The sequence below is a fragment of the Pricia antarctica genome (genome assembly GCF_900101815.1).
In the GTDB taxonomy this organism is placed as follows: Bacteria; Bacteroidota; Bacteroidia; order Flavobacteriales; family Flavobacteriaceae; genus Pricia; species Pricia antarctica.
In genome coordinates this window covers 470,075-494,649 of the sequence record NZ_FNAO01000003.1, presented here as the reverse complement: position 1 = coordinate 494,649, position 24,575 = coordinate 470,075, and the positions used below count along the sequence as shown (strand labels likewise).

Sequence of the window (24,575 nt, the reverse complement as noted above, 5' to 3'; positions counted from 1 at the left end):
TTCCAAATGAAAATACTAGTAACAGGTGGTCTCGGCTTTATCGGTTCGCATACGGTAGTCGAATTGCAAAATGAAGGTTTCGAGGTGGTTATCATTGACGACTGTTCGAACGCATCCGAAAAAGTGTTGGAGGGTATCAACGCCATCACCGGTAAAATGCCGCTGTACGAAAAAATGGATTTGAAGGATAAATCAAAAGTCTCCGATTTCTTCAAACGGCATGACGATGTAAAGGGAGTCATCCATTTTGCGGCATCCAAGGCGGTGGGAGAGAGCGTTGAAAAACCCTTACTGTACTACGAGAACAATATCGGAACACTGGTCTACATCCTTAAAGAACTATCGAAAAAGGAAAAATCCAGCTTTATATTCAGTTCCTCCTGTACGGTCTACGGGCAGGCCGACAAAATGCCTATTACCGAGGATGCCCCCGTAAAACCTGCGGAATCGCCCTACGGAAATACCAAACAGATGGGTGAGGAAATTATTCGCGATACCTGCTTGGTGACACCCAACCTGAATGCAATCGCCCTTCGCTATTTCAACCCCATGGGTGCCCACCCGACTGCAGAAATTGGGGAACTGCCCATAGGTGTCCCCCAGAATTTAGTGCCATTTATTACCCAAACTGGGGCCGGACTTCGCAAAGAGCTGTCCGTTTTCGGTGATGATTATCCCACCGAAGACGGCACCTGCGTTCGAGATTATATCCATGTGGTCGATTTGGCCAAAGCACACGTGCAAGCTTTAAAACGACTTCTAGAAGGCCAGAATACAAAGAATTACGAAGTTTACAATTTGGGTACGGGAAAAGGAAGTTCTGTCCTGGAGGTCATTCAAAGCTTCGAACGCGTGTCGGGTAAAAAATTGAATTATAAGATAGTGAATAGAAGGCCGGGCGATATCGTTTCCGCCTATGCCGATACCACGAAGGCCAACGAAGTTTTGGGTTGGAAAGCGCAGTTCAGCCTTGACGAAGCCATGAAATCGGCTTGGGATTGGGAGCAGAAGATACGGGGGTAAAGGAAATTGAAGCCACCCCGGTTAGGAAACGATTAATCAGATAGGCTAGCATGGTATGGCGCTCATATATTTTTTAATTACGTGATTTTACGGAATTAAAAATCCCATTTTGGGGTCATATTCTGTGCGGAACCTATAGGTAGAATTCCTGAGGTGAATAGGCTCAAAAAGATCTGTTTACGGCACTAAGGATATATTTTAATCGTTATCTTTCACGTTTTTCAAGAATGGCCGCGAAGATAGATCCAGAAATGGTAAATATTGTATTTTTGTAGTCATTTGGATAAATGGCAAGACAGAGAACCTTTGTATGGATAAGTATTCCTTTTTAAATACCGCACACGCTTCATTTTTTGAGGAGCTGTACGATAAATATCTTAAGAACCCCGATAGCGTCGAGCCCAGTTGGCGCGCTTTTTTTCAAGGTTTCGACTTCGGTACCGAAAGTGCCTTTGAAGAACGTGACGAAAGCGTAGGACAGCATCCCGATGGCGCCCAGGCGCATACCAATGCGGCGGCCATCAGCAATGGCCAGCAGTTGGAAATGCCCGAAGCGTTACAGAAAGAATTCCAGGTCATTCGGCTTATTGATGGCTACCGGAGTAGGGGCCATTTGTTCACAAAGACCAATCCCGTACGCGACCGCAGAAAGTACGAGCCCACCCTCGATATTGAGAATTTTGGACTTTCAAAAACCGATTTGGATACGGTCTTCAACGCGGGCGAGATTATAGGCATCGGCGCCAGCACCCTAAACAATATCCTCAAGCATCTGAAAAGTATTTACTGCGATGCCATTGGGGTCGAGTATATGTATATTCGAACGCCAGAGCGTATCGAGTGGATTCAAAACTATTTGAATGTCAACGACAACCATCCTGATTTTAGCAAGGAACATAAGAAGCGCATCCTTAAAAAACTGAATCAGGCGGTATCTTTTGAAACTTTTTTACATACGAAATACGTAGGGCAGAAACGCTTTTCCTTAGAAGGTAACGAATCATTGATTCCCGCTTTGGATGCCGTGATCGAACGCGCCGCCGAAATGGGCGTGGAACAGTTCGTGATGGGAATGGCCCACCGCGGAAGACTCAACGTATTGACCAATATTTTTGGCAAGGCCGCCAAGGATATTTTCAGCGAGTTCGATGGCAAGGATTACGAACAGGAGATTTTTGACGGGGATGTAAAATATCACTTGGGTTGGACTTCCGAACGCAAGACCGATAATGGCAACCGGATAAAAATGAATATTGCCCCGAACCCCTCGCATTTGGAAACGGTGGGCGCGGTCGTAGAGGGCATCACAAGGGCAAAACAGGATGATCATTTTCCCAATGACTTTTCGAAAGTATTACCGATTATCGTGCACGGCGATGCCGCCATTGCCGGTCAGGGAATAGTTTACGAGGTTATACAAATGGAGAAATTGGAAGGGTATCGCACCAATGGAACGGTTCATATTGTGGTCAACAACCAAATCGGTTTTACCACCAACTACCTCGATGCCCGTAGCTCTACCTATTGTACCGATGTGGGCAAGGTTACTTTGAGTCCGGTTTTACACGTTAACGCCGATGATGCGGAGGCCGTAGTACACGCTTCCCTCTTAGCCCTTGAATACCGTATGCGCTTCGAGCGCGATATCTTTTTAGACCTTTTGGGCTATCGTAAATATGGTCACAACGAAGGCGATGAACCCCGGTTCACACAACCTAAGTTGTATAAGGCCATCGCAAAACACGACAATCCTAGAGACATCTATGCCGCAAAATTGCTTGAGGAAGGTGTAATCGAAGAGGGCTATGTGAAACAGTTGGAAGAGGAGTATAAAGCTACCTTGGAAGAAGAACTGGAAGATTCCCGGAAAGAGGATAAGACCGAAATCACGCCCTTTATGGCCGATGAATGGAAAGGCTTCGACAATGCGCGTGAATGGGAGATGATGACCCCTGTAGATACCACGGTCGATAAAGAGGAACTGAGCCATATTGCCAAGGTAATCACGGAAGCGCCCAAGGATAAAAAATTTTTAAGAAAAGTCGATAAACTGATCAAGGATCGAAACAAGCGGTTCTTCGAGACCGATAATCTCGATTGGGCCATGGGCGAACTTTTGGCTTACGGTAGCTTGCTGCAAGAAGGCTTCGAGGTACGAATGTCCGGACAAGATGTCGAACGCGGCACATTCTCGCACCGCCATGCGGTCATGAAAGTAGAGGAGAGCGAGGAAGAGGTGGTATTGTTGAACCATTTGTCCGATAAGCAGGGCCGTTTTCAGATCTACAATTCGTTATTGTCGGAATATGGAGTCGTAGGTTTCGATTACGGTTACGCCATGGCGAGCCCGAATACGCTGACCATTTGGGAAGCGCAGTTCGGTGATTTTAGCAACGGGGCCCAGATTATGATCGATCAATATATCTCCGCTGCGGAAGATAAATGGAAATTGCAGAACGGTCTGGTAATGCTGTTGCCGCATGGCTACGAAGGCCAAGGTGCAGAGCATTCTTCCGCCCGTATGGAACGATACTTGCAACTGTGCGCACGCGATAATATGTACATGGCCGATGTAACGACCCCTGCGCAGATGTTCCATATTTTGCGCCGGCAGATGAAGGTCAATTTTAGGAAGCCGTTAATAATTTTTACCCCGAAAAGCCTTTTACGGCATCCGAAAGCGGTCTCTACGGTTGACGAATTGGTTAACGGCAAGTTTCAAGAGGTCATCGATGATGCTTCCGCGGATGTGAAAAAGGTCAAAAGTTTGGTTTTTTGCACCGGTAAATTCTATTACGACCTGTTGGCCGCTAAAGAGGAGCACGATAGATCGGATGTTGCGTTGGTCAGGATAGAACAATTGTTCCCCTTGCCCTTCGAGCAGATGAAGGAAATTATAAAAAAATATAAAAACGCCGATGACCTGGTCTGGGCACAAGAAGAACCTCGAAACATGGGTGCTTGGAGCCACTTGATGATGCACTTCAACGATGCGCATAAACTAAGGGTCGCCTCGAGAAGATTCTATGCTTCTCCCGCCGCCGGTAGTGCGGTGCGCTCAAAAATGAGGCACCAACAGGTCATCGACTATGTATTCGATAAGAATAAGGACAATATGTCGAAACCAAAACCGCGCCCAAAGGAGGAAGTCGGAAATGCATAAAACGATCCGTCAACAAATAAGATAACACAGCAAACAATAATAGCATGATTTTAGAAATGAAAGTCCCGTCCCCGGGCGAATCCATTACCGAAGTAGAGATAGCGGAATGGCTGGTAGAAGACGGTGATTATGTGGAAAAGGACCAGGCTATCGCAGAGGTCGATTCCGATAAGGCCACTTTGGAACTTCCCGCAGAAGAAAGCGGAATTATTACGCTAAAGGCCGAGGTCGGCGATGCCGTTGCCGTAGGCGAAGTGGTATGTTTGATCGATACCGAGGGCAAAAAACCCGGTGGAGATTCGGATGGGGATTCAAAAGATGGGGACAAAGCTTCCGAGAAAGACGGTTCAGAGGAAAAATCGAATGATAAAGCCGTGGAGAAGACCGAAAATAAAGACAAGAAAGCAACCTCTTCCGATACGGATACTGAAGATAAGGAAAAAGCGCCCCAACCCAAAGAGAGCAAAGAAACCTATGCCTCCGGTGTAGCTTCGCCGGCGGCCAAAAAAATATTAGCGGAAAAGAATATGGATGGTTCATCCATAAAAGGAAGCGGCAAAGACGGCCGAATCACCAAAGACGATGCGGTAAACGCCGTGCCTTCCATGGGTACACCAACTGGGGGTAACCGTGGCGAGACCCGTTCAAAACTTTCGATGCTCCGCAGAAAAGTAGCCGAACGCTTGGTAGCCGTCAAGAACGAAACCGCCATGTTGACCACGTTCAACGAAGTCAATATGTCCGCCATCTTCGAACTCCGTGAAAAGTATAAAGAAGATTTCAAGGAAAAGCACGGTGTAGGCTTGGGCTTTATGTCGTTCTTTACGAAAGCTGTTGTTAAGGCCTTACAAGAATTTCCCTCGGTAAACTCCATGATTGACGGAAAGGAAATGATATCCTACGATTTCTGTGATATCAGTATTGCCGTTTCAGGGCCGAAAGGTTTGATGGTTCCTGTAATCCGCAACGCCGAGAACCTGACTTTTAGAGGTGTTGAGGCCGAGGTAAAACGATTGGCCATTCGCGCCCGTGAAGGTGAAATAACGGTCGATGAAATGACCGGCGGCACCTTCACCATAACCAATGGAGGAGTTTTCGGTTCGATGTTATCGACCCCGATTATTAATCCTCCCCAAAGTGCCATTCTGGGCATGCATAATATTGTCGAACGTCCTATTGCCATTGATGGGGCCATAGCCGTAGCACCTATTATGTATGTGGCGGTATCTTATGACCACCGCATTATCGACGGTAAAGAATCCGTAGGATTTTTGGTCGCCATCAAAGAAGCTTTGGAAAACCCCGAAGAACTCCTGATGGATGGTGATGTAAAGAAGGCCTTGGAGATGTAGACGACTTTACCGATATCGACCAGCACGGTGTGCTCCACCGCAGTCTGGGTTCCGTTTTAGGTCGATCCCCCATGAGGCATCACCGCTAAACACGAAGAGCCCAAAGGTTTCTTGCTATAGGAATAGTAACTTCTGGGGTCTCTTGCAGCTCTTAGATCAACTGGAGGACTTCAAATACAGGCAACTTTTGCTGTAATCGATGACCGCTTTTGCCTTGATCAGCACATCGGCCCCAATTATACCGTCAACGGGCTTAGCTTTATGGGAGGTGAGTGCCTCGTTGACATGCACTAGGTCAAACAATACAATCTGTAATTTTTTTTTCTTCCATTTGCCAATTTTTATGCGGTTTTTGGTCGAAATCAAGGTTTCCATATTGGTAGCTCCGGCTCCCGCTGCCTTTATTTCAGATGCTTCCGAAGTTAATTTGAAAAGCTCGATTTTATCGAAGCTCACGCAGGTGTTCGAAGCACCGGTATCTAAAATAAACCGTCCCTTCACACCATTTATTTTGGCAGTAATCGCAAAATGGTTGGTTTCGGTCAGCACCAAAGGGATTTTGACGTACTTTTTCTTATTCAAACACTTTTTAAGGGATATCATTCAGGGGATGTTCATTAGGATTAAAAAGAATGACCAAAGATAAACCTATTTTTGCAGCATGATAGTAACAGATACCCATACCCACTTATACAGTGAAGCTTTTGATAAAGATAGGTCGGCCGTCATAAAAGCCGCGTTGGACCAAGGAATCGAGCGATTTTTTATTCCCGCTATCGATTCCACCTACACCCAGGCTATGTTTACTTTGAGAGATGCGCATCCGAAGAACATATTTTTGATGATGGGGCTGCATCCGACCCATGTCAAGGAAAATTATAAGGATGAATTACGGCACGTCGAAGAAATGCTCTCGGAACAGAAGTTTTACGCCGTCGGAGAAATAGGAATTGATCTGTATTGGGATACAACTTTTCTAGAGCAGCAACAGAAAGCCTTCCGTTTTCAGATTCAACTCGCAAAAAAACATAGGTTGCCTATCGTCATCCATTGTCGGGATGCGTTCGATGAAATCTTCGAGATACTCGAAAGCGAAAAGGGAGACGATCTTTTCGGAATTTTCCATTGCTTCACCGGTACCTTGGAACAGGCCCATAAGGCGATATCCTATAATCTCAAATTGGGAATCGGGGGCGTAGTAACCTTTAAAAACGGTAAAATCGATACCTTTCTTGAAGACATCCCTCTAAAAGATATTGTTCTAGAAACCGATTCTCCCTATTTGGCCCCGGTACCGTATCGCGGAAAACGAAACGAAAGTGCCTACCTTATTAAGGTATTGGAAAAACTTTCGGACATCTATGGCATATCCAAAGAAAAAATAGCCCAGACTACCACTGAGAATTCAAAGAACGTATTTGGCATTTGAACCATGAATCCTCCGACGGCGATACGGGTTGACATTTGAACTTGCGCTTGAAACTTGAACTTGAACTTTTTTTCATGACCAACATCCTAATAATATACACCGGCGGCACTATTGGCATGGTCAAGGAATATGATACGGGCATTTTAAAGGCGTTCAACTTTAAGAAGCTGCTCAAGCACATTCCCGAGTTAAATCAATTGGACTGCCATATCGATTCGGTGTCCTTCAAACATCCCATCGATTCATCGAACATGAATCCCTCACATTGGGTCGAAATTGCCGTTATAATCGAGCAACATTACGAAAGTCATAACGGTTTTGTCGTATTACATGGTAGCGATACGATGAGCTATTCCGCCTCGGCCTTGAGTTTTATGCTTGAAAATTTGGCCAAGCCGGTCATTTTTACCGGCAGTCAGTTGCCTATTGGGGATTTGCGCACTGATGCGAAAGAGAACTTGATAACCGCGATACAGATCGCCGCCCTCCAAGCTAAGGGGAAACCTGTGGTTCGGGAAGTGGGCCTCTATTTTGAATACAAACTGTATCGGGCCAATCGAACGACCAAAATCAATGCCGAACATTTTCAAGCTTTTGCATCCTTAAACTACCCCCAGTTGATAGAGTCGGGCGTTCATCTTACGGTTTTCAAGGAATATCTTTTGGAAGTTCATCCACGGAAAAAATTCAAGGTGCATAAAAAAATGGACAGAAACGTGGCCATACTTAAACTTTTTCCCGGTTTGGATGCAGTCGTGCTTGAAAGTATCTTGAATATTCCGCAACTTAAGGGATTGATATTGGAAACCTATGGTGCCGGAAACGCCCCGAACGAACCTTGGCTGGTCGAAAAAATTAAAAAAGCGATCACTTCGGGAATACATATTGTCAACGTGACCCAATGCTCGGGTGGTAGCGTACACATGGGTCAATATGAGACCAGCGAACAGCTTAAAAAATTACAAGTTATTAATGGTAAGGATATTACGACGGAGGCGGCCATAACCAAGCTGATGTATCTGTTGGGTAGCGATATAAGCGAAAAACTATTCAAAACGGTTTTTGAAACCCCTTTGCGCGGGGAGATGGAATAAATACCGGTTTAAATTTTATCAACTGATATTTTTTTTGTTATTTGCCCAACCCTTAGCCGTAGCTTTGGTGATGATGAATAGAGAGGTGGCCGAGTGGTCGAAGGCGCACGCTTGGAAAGCGTGTAAACGGCAACGTTTCGAGGGTTCGAATCCCTTCCTCTCTGCGAAAACAAAAAGAATTTGGGATAGAAATTAGTTTATTCTGAAATTCTTCGTAGTTTAGTTCGATATGTAGAGCGAAAGCTTGGTGATGACCGTTTGAAAACGAATAAGTGATAGTATCGTTTTTATTTAACTCCGTCTTTGGAACATGGACTACTGCTTTCCTTCGACATTGAAGTTTTACTTTGTTTATTGTGATTTTTTTTTATCTTTAACCCAATTAAATAACTAATTTAAGTTTGAAAAAATGAAAAAATTATTCTCTATCCTAGCCGCGGGCGGTCTGTTTGTTTTGAGCACGAACACTGTAAATGCAATGGCAACTACTGCAACTATGCTTCAAGACGCCGCTCCGGCAGAAGCTGAAAAAGGTTTTACCCAAGTACTAAAGGAAATGTTTATTCAAGGTGGTGCCGGCTTCATGGGTATCGTTCTACTTTGTTTAATACTCGGTCTGGCCGTGGCCATCGAGCGTATCATTTATTTGAACATGGCCACAACCAATACGGCCAAGCTCAAGCAGCAGGTCGAGGATGCATTGGCGTCCGGAGGTATTGAGGCGGCGAAAGAAGTGTGCAGAAATACGAAAGGCCCCGTAGCTTCCATTTACTATCAAGGATTGGATAGAGCTGGCGAAGGCATAGATAACGCTGAAAAGGCAGTAGTAGCTTACGGTGGGGTTCAGATGGGCCAGTTGGAAAAAAATGTCTCTTGGCTGTCCCTTTTTATAGCCGTTGCGCCGATGCTCGGATTTATGGGTACGGTAATCGGTATGATTCAGGCCTTCCAGAAAATTAGCGCGGTTGGTAACTTGAGTGCATCCTTGATTGCAGGGGATATTCAGGTCGCGTTATTGACTACGGTATTCGGTCTGATTACAGCGATTATACTTCAAATTTTCTACAACTACATCATTGCTAAAATCGATAGTATCGTTAATGATATGGAAGATTCTTCCATTGTTTTGATCGATATGTTGGTCGATCATAGAAAGGATGTTGTTGTAAAGTAAACAAACCCATAAATAGAACAGAACCATGAATAAAATTGTAAAAATTATATTGATAGTTGTAGGTCTGGCCGGAGCCGCATTATGGTTTATGCTCCCGGAAAGGGATGCTCCCGTAGGTGAAGCGACACAGAACGCCGCCCTCAATGCCATGTTCTGGATTACCTACATACTTTTGGGTATAGCAGCAATCGTTGCTCTGGCATTTTCACTGATTCATTTATTTTCCGATCCGGCGAGTATTAAGAAGACTGTTTTCGTCGTTGTTGGATTTCTCTTGGTCGTGGCAATTGCCTATGTATTAGCCGATGGAACCGATGTTAGTGTTCCTGAAATGGCCGATCGTGGTATCGAAACTTCGGAATCTACCATCAAAAAAATCGGTACGGGTATCAACGTATTTTGGATTCTTACCATCATTGCCGTAGGTGCGATGATTTGGGGAGGAGTGAGAAAAACAATAATTAAAAAATAGAAACTATGGCTAGAAGAGGAGCACCAGCAGAGGTAAATGCCGGCTCAATGGCCGACATTGCGTTCTTACTGTTAATATTTTTCTTGGTCACAACGACCATTGAAACAGATGCAGGTCTGGATCGTATGTTGCCGCCGATTGAACCACCTACCGAAAAGCCGCCGATTATTAAAGAGAAGAATATCTTTACGGTGAATATAAACCGCAACGGACAATTGCTGGTGGAGGAGGAAATTACCGATATTAGGAAACTGCGGGAAAAGGCTATGGCCTTTTTGGATAATGGTGGCGCGCCTTCGGGATCGCCCGATTATTGCAGTTATTGCAAGGGTAAACGTCTTGGCGATTCTTCGGATAGTCCCGCAAAAGCAATTATTTCTTTGAAAAACGATAGGGAAACAAAATACAGCACGTATATCACCGTCCAGAATGAGTTGGTAGGTGCGTATAATGATCTTCGAAACCGTGAGGCCCAACGTCTGTACGGCAGGGATTTTACGACTATGGAAGCTGATTATCTTGACCCTGAAACTGACTCGAATGTCAAAGATGACTTGAAGGAAAAGGTTAAACGGATTCAAGAACTGTTTCCACAGAAATTGTCGGAGGCGGAGACCGATACATCAAATTAATTAAAGGTTAAATCAATACGATATGTCAAAGTTTGCAAAGAAAAAAGATTCCGGTCTGCCAGCGGTGAACACGGCTTCGCTGCCTGATATCGTTTTTATGTTGTTGTTCTTTTTTATGACGGTGACCGTTATGAAGGATAATACCTTGAAGGTTGAAAATACTTTGCCAAACGCTAGCGAGACCAAGAAATTGGAAAAGAAAGATCGAGTAATCTATATCTACGTAGGTGAGCCTACTTCGCAGTATACGAGTAAGTTTGGAAAAGAGGCCCGAATTCAGTTGAACGATAAGTTTTCTTCTCCCTCCGATGTTGGGGGCTATATTTTGGAAGAAAGGGCTAAAAAGTCTCAAGACCTTCAGAACGTACTTACCATTGCCCTTAAAGTGGACAAGAATGCGAACATGGGGTTGATTTCCGATATCAAGCAGGAGTTGCGTAAGGTGAACGCCTTAAAGGTCAACTACACAACCTATGATGGTGACGCGTTCAATAATTTGCAATAGGTATTATCGTCAAAACTTAATGAAAGGACGCTTCAAACGTAAGGTTTGAGGCGTCTTTTTATTTGAATACGTCTATCTAATGAAACATTTTTTATTTGGTGTATTTTCCTTATTGACCCTGTTGGCCTATAGCCAGGTCTATCCCGATTCTACTTTGCGGGATGACAAATACCTCGAAGATCAGTTTTATATTGGCCTTACCTATAATTTTTTGGTGGGCATGCCCGAAAAAGTGAACCAACGTAATCTTTCCTATGGCCTTCAGGCAGGTATAATTAAAGATATTCCTATTAACCGAAGTCGTACAATGGCTTTTGGAGTCGGTTTGGGTTATGGGGTCTATTCCTATTACTCTAACCTTCGGGCCAAAGAAACACCGATCGGCTTTGAATATACGGTTATAACGGACATCGATAGTTTGAAAAGAAGCAAAATCGAGACCCATATGCTCGAAATGCCATTTGAATTTCGTTGGCGGAACTCCAATGCCACCGATTATAAATTCTGGCGCATCTATGCCGGCGTTAAACTGGGGTATGTAATCGGAGGGCGTTCTAAATATATCTCCAACAAAACAGATAAAGAGCGTGCGTCTTTCTACAACGGAGATATCCGTCGATTCCAATATGGTCTGACCTTCAATTTTGGATACAATACGTTTAATCTACACGCCTATTATGCGCTGAACCATCTTTTTGAGGATGGCACTTCGGTAGAAGGGCTCGATATCGCGATGAAACCGCTTCGGATAGGGCTTATTTTCTATATTCTTTGAATTTTTACAACCAAAATTTTATCAATAGCAGCTGCGAGAGCAACCCGACCAGAAAACCGATTACGATTTCGGGTCTCGAATGTGCCTTAAGGTAAAGCCTCGATGTCGCGACAAGACCGGTTGCCAAGGTGAGTAAGCTTACCGCCAAGGTGATATTGATTTCGAAGTGTATGCTCAGGCACACCAAAAATAGGAACAGGTTGCCCATGCCCATCATATGCATGCTGACCTTAAACTTAAAAAACAGCAACAGTAGGGCGGTCATCGCAGCGGCAATAAGCCCCAAAAAATAAAAATGTAGCTCTGGGGTGTAATCGTTGGGAATTACTTTGTAAACCACCATCAGCAACAAGATTATGTGAATGTACAATGGGTATTTACGCGCTTCAATAGCGGGTATAAAAACACTTTTTATCAGGCCGATATTTCTCAAAATAAAGAATGCTATAATAGGAATAATGACCGTAAGTATCAAAATAGGTAGAATGTTGGCGCTCGGAAGCCCGATTGGGCTATATTTCGGTGTGACCATAAAATAGGCACAGGTACCGGCCAAGGGTACGAACAAGGGATGAAAGATATAGGATATGGCCTGAAAGAAAATGCGCATTAGATTTTCTTTCGTAACCGTGCCACGGGAATGTCAAGTTGTTCCCTATACTTTGCTACGGTCCGCCGGGCAATGGGATAGCCTTTTTCCTTGAGTATGGCGGCCAACTTGTCGTCGGTAAGCGGTTTTTTTTTCTGTTCGTCGGTGATTACGGTTTCCAGTATTTTCTTTATTTCCTTGGTGGAAACATCTTCCCCTTGATCGTTCTTCATGGATTCGGAAAAGTATTCCTTGATTAACTTGGTGCCATAAGGGGTGTCGACATATTTACTGTTGGCCACCCGGGAAACGGTTGAAACGTCCATATCGATTTCATCCGCAATATCTTTTAGAATCATGGGGCGTAGGTCTCGCTCGTCACCGCTCAAAAAATAGGCTTTTTGATAGTTCATGATGGAACTCATCGTAACGAATAGGGTTTGCTGTCGCTGGCGGATGGCATCGATGAACCATTTAGCTGCGTCGAGCTTTTGCTTGATGAACTGTACGGTGTCTTTTTGTGATTTGGTTTTGCTTTTAGCTTCCTTGTAGCCTTTCAACATGTTGCTGTATTCTCGGGATACGTGTAATTCAGGGGCATTTCTGCCATTGAGGGAAAGTTCGAGTTCTCCATCAACAATACGTATTGAAAAATCAGGAACCACGTGTTCCACCATGCGATTGTTGCCTGAATACGATCCGCCCGGTTTGGGGTTCAGCCTTTCGACTTCCGAAATGGCATCTTTGAGCTGTTCTTCGGAAATAGCATGTTTTTGGAGTAGTTTCTTGTAGTGTTTCTTTGTGAATTGATCGAAAGATTTATCCAAAATGGCAATAGCCAGTTCGATTTTTGGGGTTGGATTTTTTCTCTCAAGCTGAATGATCAAGCATTCTTTAAGCGAACGGGCGGCCACCCCCGGAGGATCTAAATTTTGAATTATTTTGAGTACCTTTTCAATGGTCTTTTCTTCGGTGTAGATGTTTTGGGTAAAGGCCAAATCGTCAAGTATATCGGATAAGGGTCTGCGTATATAGCCGCTTTCGTCCACACTACCGACCAAAAATTCGGCGATGCTCCATTCCTCGTCGTTGAGATATACCGTATTGAGTTGGTTGAGCAGATATTGGGTGAATGATATTCCGGCGGCGTAGGGCACATTTTTCTCTTCGTCGTCCGCGCTGTAATTATTTGCCTTGGTCCGGTAATCAGGAATTTCGTCATCACTGAGATATTCGTCGATATTGATATCTTCGGTGTCTATGGTTTCATTGTCCCCCGATTCATCATTGTCGTACAATTCATCATAAGGGTCATCGGTCGAATCGTTTTCTTCCTTTCCGTTCTCAAGAGCCGGATTTTCCCCAAGCTCCTGTTTCAGCCGTTGTTCAAAGGCCTGCGTGGGCAACTGAATCAGTTTCATCAACTGTATCTGTTGCGGTGACAGCTTCTGGGATAACTTGAACTGTAGGTGTTGTTTTAGCATCAGGGCAAATCTTACTTTATAAAGTTACTGATTTCCGATCAGAACTCGGCATTCTGGGGGGTTCTAGGAAACGGAATTACATCCCTGATATTGCCCATGCCCGTTGCAAATAGCACAAGACGCTCAAAACCGAGTCCGAAACCACTATGTACCGCAGAGCCGAACTTGCGCAGATCGAGGTACCACCACAGCTCTTCTTCGGGTATATTCAGGGCGGCCATCTTTTCTTTTAAGACCTCCAAACGTTCCTCACGTTGTGAACCACCGACAATTTCCCCGATACCGGGAAAAAGGATATCCATGGCGCGTACCGTTTTTCCATCCTCGTTTAAACGCATATAGAACGCTTTTATTTTTGCGGGATAGTCAAATAGGATAACGGGACATTTAAAATGTTTTTCGACCAAATACCGCTCGTGTTCGCTTTGCAGATCGGCGCCCCATTCGTCGATGATATATTGGAATTTTTTCTTTTTGTTGGGCTTGCTATTTCGTAAAATCTCGATAGCCTCGGTATAGGTAACCCTTTGAAAGGTATTTTCAGCAACGAATTTCAATTTTTCGATCAAGGGCATTGCACTGCGTTCGGCCTGGGGTTTGGATTTTTCCTCATCCAACAAGCGCTTTTCCAAAAACTGTAAATCTTCCCCGCAATGTTGCAAGATGTACTGTACGACCTTTTTGATGAAATCCTCCGCTAGGTCCATGTTATCATCTAGGTCATTAAAGGCCACTTCGGGTTCGACCATCCAAAATTCGGCAAGGTGTCTTGACGTGTTTGAATTTTCTGCCCTGAACGTCGGTCCGAACGTATACACTTTGCCCAGCGCCATGGCATAGGCTTCCGCCTCAAGTTGTCCCGATACGGTCAGGTTGGTTTCCTTTCCGAAGAAGTCTTCCTTAAAGTTGATTGACCCGTCTTCATTTAGGGGGGGATTTTTTCCTTCCAAAGTCGTTACCCTGAACATTTCGCCCGCGCCTTCGGCATCGGATCCTGTAATGATAGGGGAGTGGAAGTAATAAAATCCGTTCTCGGTGAAATACTGGTGTATTGCAAACGACAAAGCGGATCGCACGCGCATAATTGCAGCAAAAGTATTGGTGCGTATACGTAAATGAGCCTTTTCCCGTAGAAATTCCAGGGAATGTTTTTTGGGTTGAATGGGGTAGGTATCCGGATTCGCACCACCATGCACAAAAATATCCTTGACCTGTATCTCAACGCTTTGGCCAGAGCCTTGGCTCTCAACCAAAGTGCCACTGACCTTTAAAGCCGCTCCGGTATGAATCTGTTTTAATACGTGTTCATCGAGTTTTTCAAAGTCGACTACACACTGAATGTTGGCCAGGGTCGACCCATCGTTCAGGGCAATAAAACGATTGCTGCGGAAGGATTTGACCCATCCGTTTACCACGACTTCCTGTACTATTAAATTCTTGGAAAGTAATTCCTTTACGCTGTTCGATGTCATGCCTAAAATTTGATGCGCAAAGATAGGATTTTTAGCCTATTTGACATCTTCATCCTTAGGGAGAATGTCGATTTGGGGTTCTTTCAGAAACTCCTTGCTGGCGATGTTCCGCTCTAAAGACAGTAATAACGAGGGAAGCAGAATCAGATTAGACATCATGGCGAAAAGTAAAGTAGCCGATACGAGGGAACCTAGGGCCACCGTGCCGCCGAAATCCGAGATGATGAAGACCGAAAATCCGAAGAACAGCACAATAGAGGTGTAGAACATACTGACCCCCGTTTCCCGCAAGGCCGCATAGACCGATTTTTTTATTTGCCAATGGTTTACGATAAGTTCTTGTCGGTATTTCGCCAAAAAATGGATAGTATCGTCTACCGAAATACCAAATGCAATGCTGAATACAAGAATGGTGGAGGGTTTGATAGGCACCCCTATATAGCCCATAATACCTGCGGTGATGAGTAAGGGAAGCAGATTGGGTATTAACGATATGACAATCATTCGAAAAGACCGGAACAGATACGCCATAAAAACGGCAATCAGAAAGATGGCAAAGGCCAGCGACAATACCAGGTTTTTCACCAGATATTTGGTGCCTTGCAAAAATAGCAGGGCACTACCCGTCATATATGTTTCGTAGCGTTCGGGTGGAAAAAACTTGTTAAGGTTCTCTGAGAGCTTGTCAATGATTTCCTCCATTCGGTCGGTCTTGACGTCTTGAATGAACGTCGTCATACGGGCGGTTTGGCCTGTGCTGTCCACGAAACTTTTCAGCAAATTCCCATTCCCTTCTGATTTTTGGGCAACGCTTAAAATAAAATTCGTCTCCTGCTTGGTCGGTAGTTGATAATATTTGGGGAGGCCGTTATAAAAGGCCTGTTTCGAATATTTTACCAGGTTCACCACGGAAAGCGGTTGTGATAGTTCGGGAATTTCCGTAATCACCTCGTCCAGCTGGTCTAGCTTCTTCAGAGTAGTCGCGTTCATTACCCCTTTGGGCCGCTTGGTGTCGACGACTATCTCTATGGGCATTATACCGTCGAACTCCGCCTCAAAAAACCGGATATCCTTGAAGAACTGTGCGTTTTTGGGCATATCCTCAATCGGGCTTCCTGAAATCTTAATTTGATACATGCCGATAATACTGGCGATGACAAGGCTTACCGACACGATATATACCGCAATTCTTTTGTTCCGTACGAGATGTTCCATCTTATTGACAAAAGCGTCGATCCATTTTTTGTTCAAATGCTTTAAGTGCCGGTCTTTCGGAAGGGACAAATAGCTGTAGACAATAGGGATGATCAGTAGGGAAAGAATAAAAATACCAATAATATTTAAGGAGGCTACAATTCCAAATTCTGTCAACAGCTTGCTGTCGGTGATGATGAAGGTCGCAAAACCGGATGCCGTCGTCATATTGGTCATGAGGGTCGCGTTGCCAATTTTTGAAATGACGCGCTGCAAAGAAAGAGCTTGGTTACCATGCTTTTGTACCTCTTGTTGATACTTGTTGATCAAAAAGATGCAGTTTGGAATTCCGATAACGATGATTAGCGGTGGAATCAATGCGGTCAGTACCGTGATTTCATATTGCAGTAATCCTAAAATACCAAAGGCCCACATCACCCCGATGATAACAACACACATAGAAATCAGGGTAGCCCGAAAACTTCTGAAAAAGAAAAAGAAAATCAGCGAAGTGACCAGCAATGCCGCACCAATGAACTTTCCTATTTCGTCGATAATACTTTGGGAGTTCATGGTACGTATGTACGGCATGCCGGACACGTGTACGTCCAGACCGGTATCCGATTCAAAATCGGCGACCAGATCGTTGACCTCCTGCAGTATAAAATCTTTCCTGACCGAGGTGTTTACGATTTCCTTATCGAGATTGGCGATTGTTCTTATGGTGCCGCTTTCTTTGTTGAACAGTAAATTATCGTAAAAGGGCAGGTCGTTAAAAAGATGGTCGGTTAACGAGTCGATTTGAGACTGTGATCTGACCTCCGAGCTTATCAGGGGCTTGAGAACAAATTTTTGATCCGTCGTATCCCTTTTAAGCTCTTTTAAATTGTCAAGGGAAAGTACATAATCGATTTCGGGAAAAGCGGCCAATTGCTTACTGAACTTATTCCAACGGTTCAATTTTGAAGGCGTGAATAACGACGAATCCCTAATACCAAAAACGATGGCGTTGCCTTCTTCGCCGAAGGTTTGCAGAAAGTGCTGATACTCGATATTGACGGGATGGTCATCAGGCAAGAGATTGGCCGTCGAGTTACTGAACCGCATGTTCTTCCACTGCATGCCCAGAAAGATGGTAAACAAGGCAATCAAGACCAATATTAAAATCCGGTTACGGAGAATGATATTCGCCGTTTTTTCCCAAAAGCCTTTTGTGAAGTTCCCCACGTTAATTTTGTAGTTTTTTGCCAAAAGCAAAGGTAGGGAACGATTGGATGTCTTCAGGTGCATTACCAAATAAAATGATACACCAATCGAAAAAAGCGGCTTTTAGGCCGCTTTTCAAAAATTATAAATTCCGTAAAACCTTACACCTTCATAATCTCCGCTTCTTTGGCTTCCAAAAAGACATCTATTTTTTTGCTATAGATATTGGTGAGCTCTTGCACGTCGACTTCAGCGTTTTTTTGCAGGTCTTCGGAAACGTCAAGGTCCCGAATTTCTTTGTTGGCGTCTTGGCGGGCATTTCGCACGCCTACTTTGGCATCCTCAGCCTCGGCCTTTGCCTGTTTGGTCAACTGAATACGACGTTCCTCTGTTAACGGTGGCACGTTAATGATAACGAAATCACCGTTGTTCATAGGATTAAAGCCCAGATTTGCGTTCGTGATAGCCGTTTGTATGGGCTGTAGCATGTTTTTTTCCCAAGGTTGTACCGAAATTGTACGGCCGTCGGGTGTGTTGATGTTGGCTACTTGTGAAAGTGGCGTATCCGAACCGTAATAATCTACCATAACGGAAGATAGCATTGCCGGATTGGCCTTGCCGGCACGGATTTTCATAAATTCTTTTTCCAAATGTTTGATGGCGTCTACCATGCCTTCCTTTGCGGAATCCAATATAAACTGTACGTCTTCGTTCATAGTTCAAATATAAAATAAAATCTAAAAAAAGTTAAAACGGTAACTTAAAGATTCACAACGGTACCTATATTATGGCCTTCGACCAACTTCAAGAGATTGCCTCTTTTGTTCATGTCGAATACTACTATTGGTAGTTCGTTTTCTTGACTTAGTGTAAAGGCGGTCGTATCCATTACCTTCAATCCCTTTAAAAGCACATCAGCAAAAGAAATGGTATCGAATTTGGTGGCGTTTTTATCTTTTTCAGGATCGGAAGTATAGATACCATCAACCCGGGTTCCTTTCAGGATTACATCGGCCTCGATTTCAATGGCGCGTAGCACCGCAGCAGAATCCGTGGTAAAATACGGATTTCCGGTTCCTCCACCGAAAATGACCACCCGACCTTTTTCAAGATGGCGCATCGCCCGTCTTCGGATAAAAGGTTCGGCCACCTCGTTGATTTGTATGGCCGATTGTAACCGGGTCTGTACTCCGGTAATTTCCAGCGCACTTTGTAGTGCCAGGCCATTGATTACGGTCGCCAGCATCCCCATATGGTCGCCTTGTACCCGATCCATACCGGTGGCAGCACCGGTAAGGCCCCTAAAGATATTTCCGCCCCCAATTACGATGGCGACTTCCACACCTTTATCAGCTACTTCCTTGATTTCTTCGGCGTACTCCGCAAGTCGTTCCGGGTCTATTCCGTATTGCTTTTCGCCCATCAAAGCTTCGCCGCTGAGTTTTAAAAGTATCCTTTTGTATTGCATCCTTAGTGTTGTGTTACAACGGTTTTAGACGGCCCGAGCCTTGTTCATTTTAACTAGTTCTGCATTAAAGAATGATTCCCTAGCTACGGCTATGTCTTGCCTTCGATTCGACTTGTCCACAGCTTTCGATGTGTTGTGCCTTGACCTGGCAAAAACTAACTGCGGCTTGACCAACACCATAGGCTTAACACAATACTTGCCATTTCTTTGTAGCAAAAATAATCAAAAATTATTAGTGGGATGGAAGAAAAAACGTTGCAAGGTTCAACAGCAGGCATCCTTAATTATTTGCTAATCATGAGGTGCAATTCTATTAGAATTTATATTCTTGCAGTACTGAACTCGTCTTGAGTTGTTGTTCGGAACCGAGTTTTTCGCCTTTTGTGCTCGAATGAAGGGTCTTTTGGCCACTTAGCGAAGCTACGGTGAGAAAGAAAGACAAAATTAGAACGAAAAATGTGAAAAACGTATGTAAAAGAGCAACTCAAGACGTGTGCATAGTATAACAGCGGGTCTTCCGCATAAATTCTTTTGAAAATGAACAGGATGAAAAAATGGGTGCTACCGTCTTTGGCAGGATTAGTCTTTTATAGTTGTGGTTCTACCAAAGCATTAGTAACGGCCGATAGAACGCCAATTCGTACTACTATGGATTTGAAGAACGTGGTAGACGATAAAGTTATGGTTTCGGTAGATCCAGGCGCTTTTACTACCAACGATGTCTCTTTCTTGATTCCCAAAACGGTTCCGGGTACGTATAGCACTGATAATTATGGCAAATATATCGTAGATCTCAAAGCCTTGGATTACGATGGAAACGAACTTGCTGTTACCAAGAGTGATGACAATACTTGGAACATAACCGATGGTAAAAATCTGGACAAGGTTACCTATTATGTGAACGACACCTATGACACCGAATCAAATACGGAGGACGCCGTATTTTCTCCGGCAGGCACAAATATCCTTAAGGATAAAAACTTCATGCTCAACCTGCATGGTTTTGTCGGCTATTTCAAAGGCCTTCAAGAAGTGCCTTATGAAATCGAAATTAGCGTACCTGAAAACCTTGAGCCCACTACTACCTTGATAATGAAAGAAGTGACAGATGAAGAAACGGGTAAGGACACCTTTTTGGCCAGCCGGTATTTCGAGGTGATCGATAATCCTATTTTATATGCCGAGCCGAACACTGAAACGTTTAAGTTGAACGACATTGAGGTCAAGCTGAGTGTGTATTCCCCCAATGATGTCTACAAAGCTTCGGACCTAAAGGAAAAAATGGAAAAAATGATGACGGCTCAGAAGGCGTTTTTGGGCGACGTCAACAGCACGAAGAATTATGACATTCTATTGTATCTTTCTACAATGGACTCTACGGATGCCAGCGGTTTCGGTGCCTTGGAGCACCATACCTCTACCACGGTCGTTTTGCCGGAAGCCATGCCCAAAGACCGTCTGGAACAGGCCATGATCGATGTCGTTTCCCATGAGTTTTTTCATACCGTAACACCCTTGAACGTACATTCAAAGGAAGTGCAGTATTTCGATTTCAACGATCCGAAAATGTCACGCCATTTGTGGATGTACGAAGGTACCACTGAATATTTTGCCAATCTCTTTCAGGTACAGCAGGGCTTGATAGACGAAACGGAGTTTTATCAGAGGATGATGGATAAAATTACCAATTCGAAAGCATACGACGATGCCCTATCGTTTACGACCATGAGCCAAAATATCCTGGAAAATCCTTATAAGGAAAACTATGCCAATGTCTACGAGAAAGGGGCCTTAATCAATATGGTCTTGGATATCGAGCTGAGGCAATTGAGTAATGGTGAAAAAGGGGTTTTATGGCTGATGAAGGAACTTTCAAAAAAATACGGTCAGGACACCCCTTTCGAAGATGATCAACTGATCGATGAAATTGTTGCGATGACCTATCCGGAAATCCGGACCTTCTTTGACGAACATGTTATTGGCGACAAACCGATCGCTTACAGTGCCTATTTGGCGAAGGTCGGGCTGAAGATAGAAAGTGCCGAAAAGCAGACCGGATACTTTCTAGACGGCGAAGTACCTTTTATAGACATCGACCCAACAAATAACAATGCGGTCTTTATACGGAAAGGTATTCCACTGACCAGCTTTTTCTTGGATTTAGGGGCAGAGAATGGCGATGTAATCAAAAGCATCAACGGCACACTTATTACATTGGAGACTATGCGCCCCATAATCGGACAGAGTTTCGGTTGGTCCCCCGATACCGAAATCATCATGACGGTTCAGCGGGGCGACGACGAAGTCAAGCTTGAAGGTAAGGTCGGGACCCCGATGTTACAGGCCAAAACCATTGTCCCAGTAATGAATATCGCTCCGAAGGAGGCTCAGTTACGAGCTGCTTGGTTAAAATCGTGACATGATAATCATACATACCTATAGGAACAAAAAATGCCCGACTGCAACAGTCGGGCATTTTATTTGGGTAGTAAGCACTTTAAACGCAATTTGGTTCTTGCTCTAAGCTAGAATCAATGTTGCAGCTCCTCTTCATCTTTTTGTAAGGGAAGCGTTTGTGGAACGAAATCCTGATCCGGAATAATGTATTCACCGTTTTCGTCGACCTTGCTATAATCATAGGGCCAACGATGTACTTCGGGTATGGCACCTGGCCAGTTGCCGTGAATATGCTCTTGAGGTGTTGTCCATTCCAGTGTGGTCGCTTTCCAAGGGTTTTTCGGACCTTTTTTACCGTAGAATATGCTATGCACGAAATTATACGCGAAAACCAATTGTGCACAGGCGGTGATTAATGCAAATACCGTCATTAATACTTGCACGTCGGTCAGATCATCGAACATTGGGAAGGCCGTATTTTGGTAATACCGCCTAGGTACGCCCGCCATGCCCACAAAGTGCATCGGGAAAAAGATGCCGTATGAGCCGACAGCGGTAACCCAAAAATGGACATACCCCATATTCTTGTTCATCATCTTGCCTTCGAACAACTTAGGAAACCAGTGATAGATACCTGCGAACATACCGTATAGGGCCGAAATACCCATTACCAAATGAAAGTGTGCCACTACGAAATAGGTGTCGTGTACGTTGATATCGAGCGTGCTATCGCCTAAAATTATTCCTGTAAGTCCACCAGTTATGAAAGTGGAAACCATACCTATAGAAAATAGCATTGCCGGGTTTAGCTGTAAGTTGCCTTTCCATAAGGTCGTTATCCAGTTAAAGGCCTTAACCGCCGAGGGAATGGCGATTAAGAGGGTAGTAAAGGTAAATACAGAGCCCAAAAATGGGTTCATCCCCGAAATGAACATATGATGGCCCCAAACAATCGTCGATAAAAAGGCGATGGCCAAAATCGAAGCTATCATTGCGCGATATCCAAAAATAGGTTTACGGGAATTGACCGCCAATACTTCGGATACGATGCCCATAGCAGGTAATATTACAATGTATACCTCTGGATGTCCTAAAAACCAAAATAAGTGTTCATACAGAACGGGAGAGCCCCCCTGATAGTGCAGTACCTCTCCTTGAATAAAAATATCGGATAGGAAAAAGGAAGTGCCGAAACTTCTGTCCATAATTAATAAGAGTGCAGCGGACAATAGAACGGGGAAAGATACGACACCGATGATGGCGGTAACGAAAAATGCCCATATGGTCAAAGGCAATCGCGTCATCGACATGCCTTTCGTTCTTAGGTTAATGACCGTTACGATATAGTTCAAAGAACCTAATAACGAAGATGCGATAAAAATAGCCATCGAAGTCAACCAAAGGGTCATACCCAAGCCTGAGCCAGGTTGTGCCATAGGCAATGCGCTCAAGGGCGGATAGATGGTCCATCCGGCCGCTGCCGGTCCTGCTTCGACGAACAATGATCCGATCATTATTACCGAAGAGGTAAAGAACATCCAATACGAGACCATGTTCAAAAAGCCGGATGCCATATCACGGGCACCGATCTGTAAGGGGATCAACAAATTACTGAAGGTTCCGCTCAAGCCCTGCGTGAGCACGAAAAAGACCATAAGGGTACCATGTATGGTTACCAATGCCAAATAGACGTCGGCATCCATAACCCCTTCTGGCGCCCATTTTCCCAATAATGCCCCGAAAACGGCATTGGATTGGCCGGGCCAAGCGAGCTGCATTCGAAACAAGAGCGACATGGCGATGCCGATAACACCCATGATAAGCCCTGTAATCAGGTATTGCCGAGAAATCATTTTATGATCCTGGCTAAAAATATATTTCGTAACGAATGTTTGTTGGTGATGATGGGCATGCTCGTCGTGAGCGTGATCATCAGCTATGTGTGTATTAGCAGTTACAGACATATTGGATTTTTTAAATTTATTAATTTTCTTTTTATAGCTTTTTTTGATGCGATGGCGTAAAGGTTTTATTGACCGTTCGACGCTGTTTCAACAGCATCGGTAGTGGGTTGCGAATCATCGACCATGACCGTTTCCTTAAACGTTTTTTGCCCCTCCATCCAAGCGTCATAGTCTTCTTGGGGCTCCACGATTATCTTCATCTGCATATTGTAATGCGATTTACCACAGATTTTGTTACAAAGCAGAATATAATCGAATTCCCAAGGGTCTGAATTGTCCTCTCCGTTGGCCGCCCTTTCTTTTCGTATTTCGTTTGTGCGCTTGACCTTCTCGATGATTTCCGGCTTTTGGCGCATCTCATCGGTAGTGGTAATAGGGGTAAACGAAAATTCGGTTATCATACCGGGCACGGCGTTCATCTGCGCCCTGAAATGGGGCATAAAAGCGGAATGTAATACGTCTTGCGAACGTATCTTGAAATTCACCTTTCTACCTACCGGAAGGTGGAGTTCTTTTACGATGACATCATCTTCTGCATAGGTGTCCGATTCGTCCAAACCCAGTACATTGGCTTTGTTAATATCGATCATTCTCACATTGGCTTGTCCCAACACATTATCTTCACCGCCATATCGGGCCGTCCAGTTGAATTGCTGGCCGTAGAGTTCGACAATCAGGGGATCGTCTTCATCGTTGACATCCATAATGTTCGTCCATGTATAGAGTCCCCATAAAATCAATCCGGAGAGAACGATTACCGGAATGATGGTCCAAATAAACTCCAAACGATCATTATCGGCAAAAAAGAGCGCTTTTTTGCCCTTTTCCCCTCTGTATTTGTAACCGAAATAATGCAACAAACCCTGGGTAATCGTCTGTACGAAAAAAATAAGGGCCATGGATACGAGCATCAAATAGTCGTATTCCCCGCCATGCTCCGAAGCTGCTTCCGGTAGCATAAGTTTCCCGTATTTCCAAAAACTGAAAATGGTTATACCGTAAATAAAAATTAAAAATGCAAATAAGAGGTATCCATTAATCTTGTTGTCGGAATCGTTCGCTATTTCAGAACTATCAGTTCCAGTTCGAACTTGTGACAACTCGAATATTTTGGTCATTTGCCAAATTGCAATGGCCACCAATACTAAAACAGCTATGATTAAAAATGCAGTCATTTTATAC

The 24,575-nt window shown here is 44.2% G+C and carries 20 protein-coding genes and 1 tRNA gene; 12 read left to right on the top strand and 9 right to left on the bottom strand.

Annotation, left to right across the window (positions count from 1 at the left end; genetic code table 11):
• The first annotated feature begins 6 nt into the window (after nucleotides 1–6).
• From galE to odhB, 3 genes are all read left to right on the top strand, one after another.
• On the top strand, nucleotides 7–1,023 hold the full coding sequence (gene galE, locus BLT07_RS07390; protein WP_091867274.1) for a UDP-glucose 4-epimerase GalE: 1,017 nt from the start codon (nucleotides 7–9) through the stop codon (nucleotides 1,021–1,023).
• Nucleotides 1,024–1,333: 310 nt separating this feature from the next.
• Complete coding sequence (locus BLT07_RS07385; RefSeq protein WP_091867272.1) at nucleotides 1,334–4,186, top strand: 2-oxoglutarate dehydrogenase E1 component; 2,853 nt, start codon at nucleotides 1,334–1,336, stop codon at nucleotides 4,184–4,186.
• Nucleotides 4,187–4,230: 44 nt separating this feature from the next.
• The gene (gene odhB / locus BLT07_RS07380) at nucleotides 4,231–5,538 is read left to right on the top strand and encodes a 2-oxoglutarate dehydrogenase complex dihydrolipoyllysine-residue succinyltransferase (protein ID WP_091867270.1); all 1,308 of its coding nucleotides are present in this window, start codon (nucleotides 4,231–4,233) and stop codon (nucleotides 5,536–5,538) included.
• Nucleotides 5,539–5,694: 156 nt separating this feature from the next.
• On the opposite strand, the gene BLT07_RS07375 is transcribed toward odhB, so the two are convergent.
• The gene (locus BLT07_RS07375; RefSeq protein WP_091867269.1) at nucleotides 5,695–6,141 is read right to left on the bottom strand and encodes a retropepsin-like aspartic protease; all 447 of its coding nucleotides are present in this window, start codon (nucleotides 6,139–6,141) and stop codon (nucleotides 5,695–5,697) included.
• Between the two features lie 58 nt (nucleotides 6,142–6,199).
• Here BLT07_RS07375 and BLT07_RS07370 point away from each other — a divergent pair, with 58 nt between their 5' ends.
• From BLT07_RS07370 to BLT07_RS07335, 8 genes are all read left to right on the top strand, one after another.
• Nucleotides 6,200–6,967: a TatD family hydrolase gene (locus BLT07_RS07370; RefSeq protein WP_091867267.1), complete on the top strand. Its 768-nt coding sequence runs from the start codon at nucleotides 6,200–6,202 to the stop codon at nucleotides 6,965–6,967.
• 74 nt (nucleotides 6,968–7,041) lie between these two features.
• Nucleotides 7,042–8,061, top strand: a complete 1,020-nt coding sequence (locus BLT07_RS07365; RefSeq protein WP_091867266.1) for an asparaginase — start codon at nucleotides 7,042–7,044, stop codon at nucleotides 8,059–8,061.
• 79 nt (nucleotides 8,062–8,140) lie between these two features.
• Nucleotides 8,141–8,225: transfer RNA gene (locus BLT07_RS07360), tRNA-Ser, on the top strand.
• A 245-nt stretch (nucleotides 8,226–8,470) separates the two neighbouring features.
• The gene (locus BLT07_RS07355; RefSeq protein WP_091867264.1) at nucleotides 8,471–9,235 is read left to right on the top strand and encodes a MotA/TolQ/ExbB proton channel family protein; all 765 of its coding nucleotides are present in this window, start codon (nucleotides 8,471–8,473) and stop codon (nucleotides 9,233–9,235) included.
• A gap of 25 nt (nucleotides 9,236–9,260) precedes the next feature.
• On the top strand, nucleotides 9,261–9,707 hold the full coding sequence (locus BLT07_RS07350) for a hypothetical protein (protein ID WP_091867262.1): 447 nt from the start codon (nucleotides 9,261–9,263) through the stop codon (nucleotides 9,705–9,707).
• A gap of 5 nt (nucleotides 9,708–9,712) precedes the next feature.
• Nucleotides 9,713–10,339, top strand: coding sequence for an ExbD/TolR family protein (locus BLT07_RS07345; protein WP_091867260.1), 627 nt, complete (start codon nucleotides 9,713–9,715; stop codon nucleotides 10,337–10,339).
• A 22-nt stretch (nucleotides 10,340–10,361) separates the two neighbouring features.
• Nucleotides 10,362–10,844, top strand: a complete 483-nt coding sequence (locus tag BLT07_RS07340; RefSeq protein WP_091867258.1) for an ExbD/TolR family protein — start codon at nucleotides 10,362–10,364, stop codon at nucleotides 10,842–10,844.
• Nucleotides 10,845–10,923: 79 nt separating this feature from the next.
• On the top strand, nucleotides 10,924–11,619 hold the full coding sequence (locus BLT07_RS07335) for a porin family protein (protein ID WP_091867256.1): 696 nt from the start codon (nucleotides 10,924–10,926) through the stop codon (nucleotides 11,617–11,619).
• 4 nt (nucleotides 11,620–11,623) lie between these two features.
• Here the strand turns inward: BLT07_RS07335 and BLT07_RS07330 are convergent, their stop codons facing one another.
• The 6 genes from BLT07_RS07330 to pyrH form a co-directional block, all read right to left on the bottom strand.
• Nucleotides 11,624–12,229, bottom strand: coding sequence for a hypothetical protein (locus tag BLT07_RS07330; protein ID WP_091867254.1), 606 nt, complete (start codon nucleotides 12,227–12,229; stop codon nucleotides 11,624–11,626).
• Complete coding sequence (gene rpoN / locus BLT07_RS07325; protein ID WP_091867252.1) at nucleotides 12,229–13,692, bottom strand: RNA polymerase factor sigma-54; 1,464 nt, start codon at nucleotides 13,690–13,692, stop codon at nucleotides 12,229–12,231. The genes BLT07_RS07330 and rpoN overlap by 1 nt, the downstream gene beginning before the upstream one ends.
• A gap of 38 nt (nucleotides 13,693–13,730) precedes the next feature.
• The gene (asnS, locus tag BLT07_RS07320) at nucleotides 13,731–15,164 is read right to left on the bottom strand and encodes an asparagine--tRNA ligase (protein WP_091867251.1); all 1,434 of its coding nucleotides are present in this window, start codon (nucleotides 15,162–15,164) and stop codon (nucleotides 13,731–13,733) included.
• A gap of 36 nt (nucleotides 15,165–15,200) precedes the next feature.
• Entirely contained in the window at nucleotides 15,201–17,585 is a 2,385-nt protein-coding gene (locus tag BLT07_RS07315; RefSeq protein ID WP_245726467.1) for an efflux RND transporter permease subunit, read from the bottom strand.
• Nucleotides 17,586–17,725: 140 nt separating this feature from the next.
• Complete coding sequence (gene frr, locus BLT07_RS07310; RefSeq protein WP_091867249.1) at nucleotides 17,726–18,280, bottom strand: ribosome recycling factor; 555 nt, start codon at nucleotides 18,278–18,280, stop codon at nucleotides 17,726–17,728.
• Nucleotides 18,281–18,324: 44 nt separating this feature from the next.
• Nucleotides 18,325–19,032, bottom strand: a complete 708-nt coding sequence (gene pyrH, locus BLT07_RS07305) for a UMP kinase (RefSeq protein ID WP_091867247.1) — start codon at nucleotides 19,030–19,032, stop codon at nucleotides 18,325–18,327.
• Between the two features lie 546 nt (nucleotides 19,033–19,578).
• Here pyrH and BLT07_RS07300 point away from each other — a divergent pair.
• Nucleotides 19,579–21,450 carry a M61 family metallopeptidase gene (locus tag BLT07_RS07300; RefSeq protein ID WP_091867245.1) on the top strand — a complete coding sequence of 624 codons (1,872 nt, stop codon included), beginning with the start codon at nucleotides 19,579–19,581 and terminating at the stop codon, nucleotides 21,448–21,450.
• Nucleotides 21,451–21,563: 113 nt separating this feature from the next.
• Here BLT07_RS07300 and BLT07_RS07295 read toward each other — a convergent pair whose 3' ends face one another.
• A complete protein-coding gene (locus BLT07_RS07295) occupies nucleotides 21,564–23,393 on the bottom strand; it encodes a cytochrome c oxidase subunit I (RefSeq protein ID WP_091867243.1) in 1,830 nt (609 codons plus the stop codon).
• A gap of 65 nt (nucleotides 23,394–23,458) precedes the next feature.
• Nucleotides 23,459–24,568, bottom strand: coding sequence for a cytochrome c oxidase subunit II (locus BLT07_RS07290; protein ID WP_091867241.1), 1,110 nt, complete (start codon nucleotides 24,566–24,568; stop codon nucleotides 23,459–23,461).
• Between the last annotated feature and the right edge of the window lie 7 nt (nucleotides 24,569–24,575).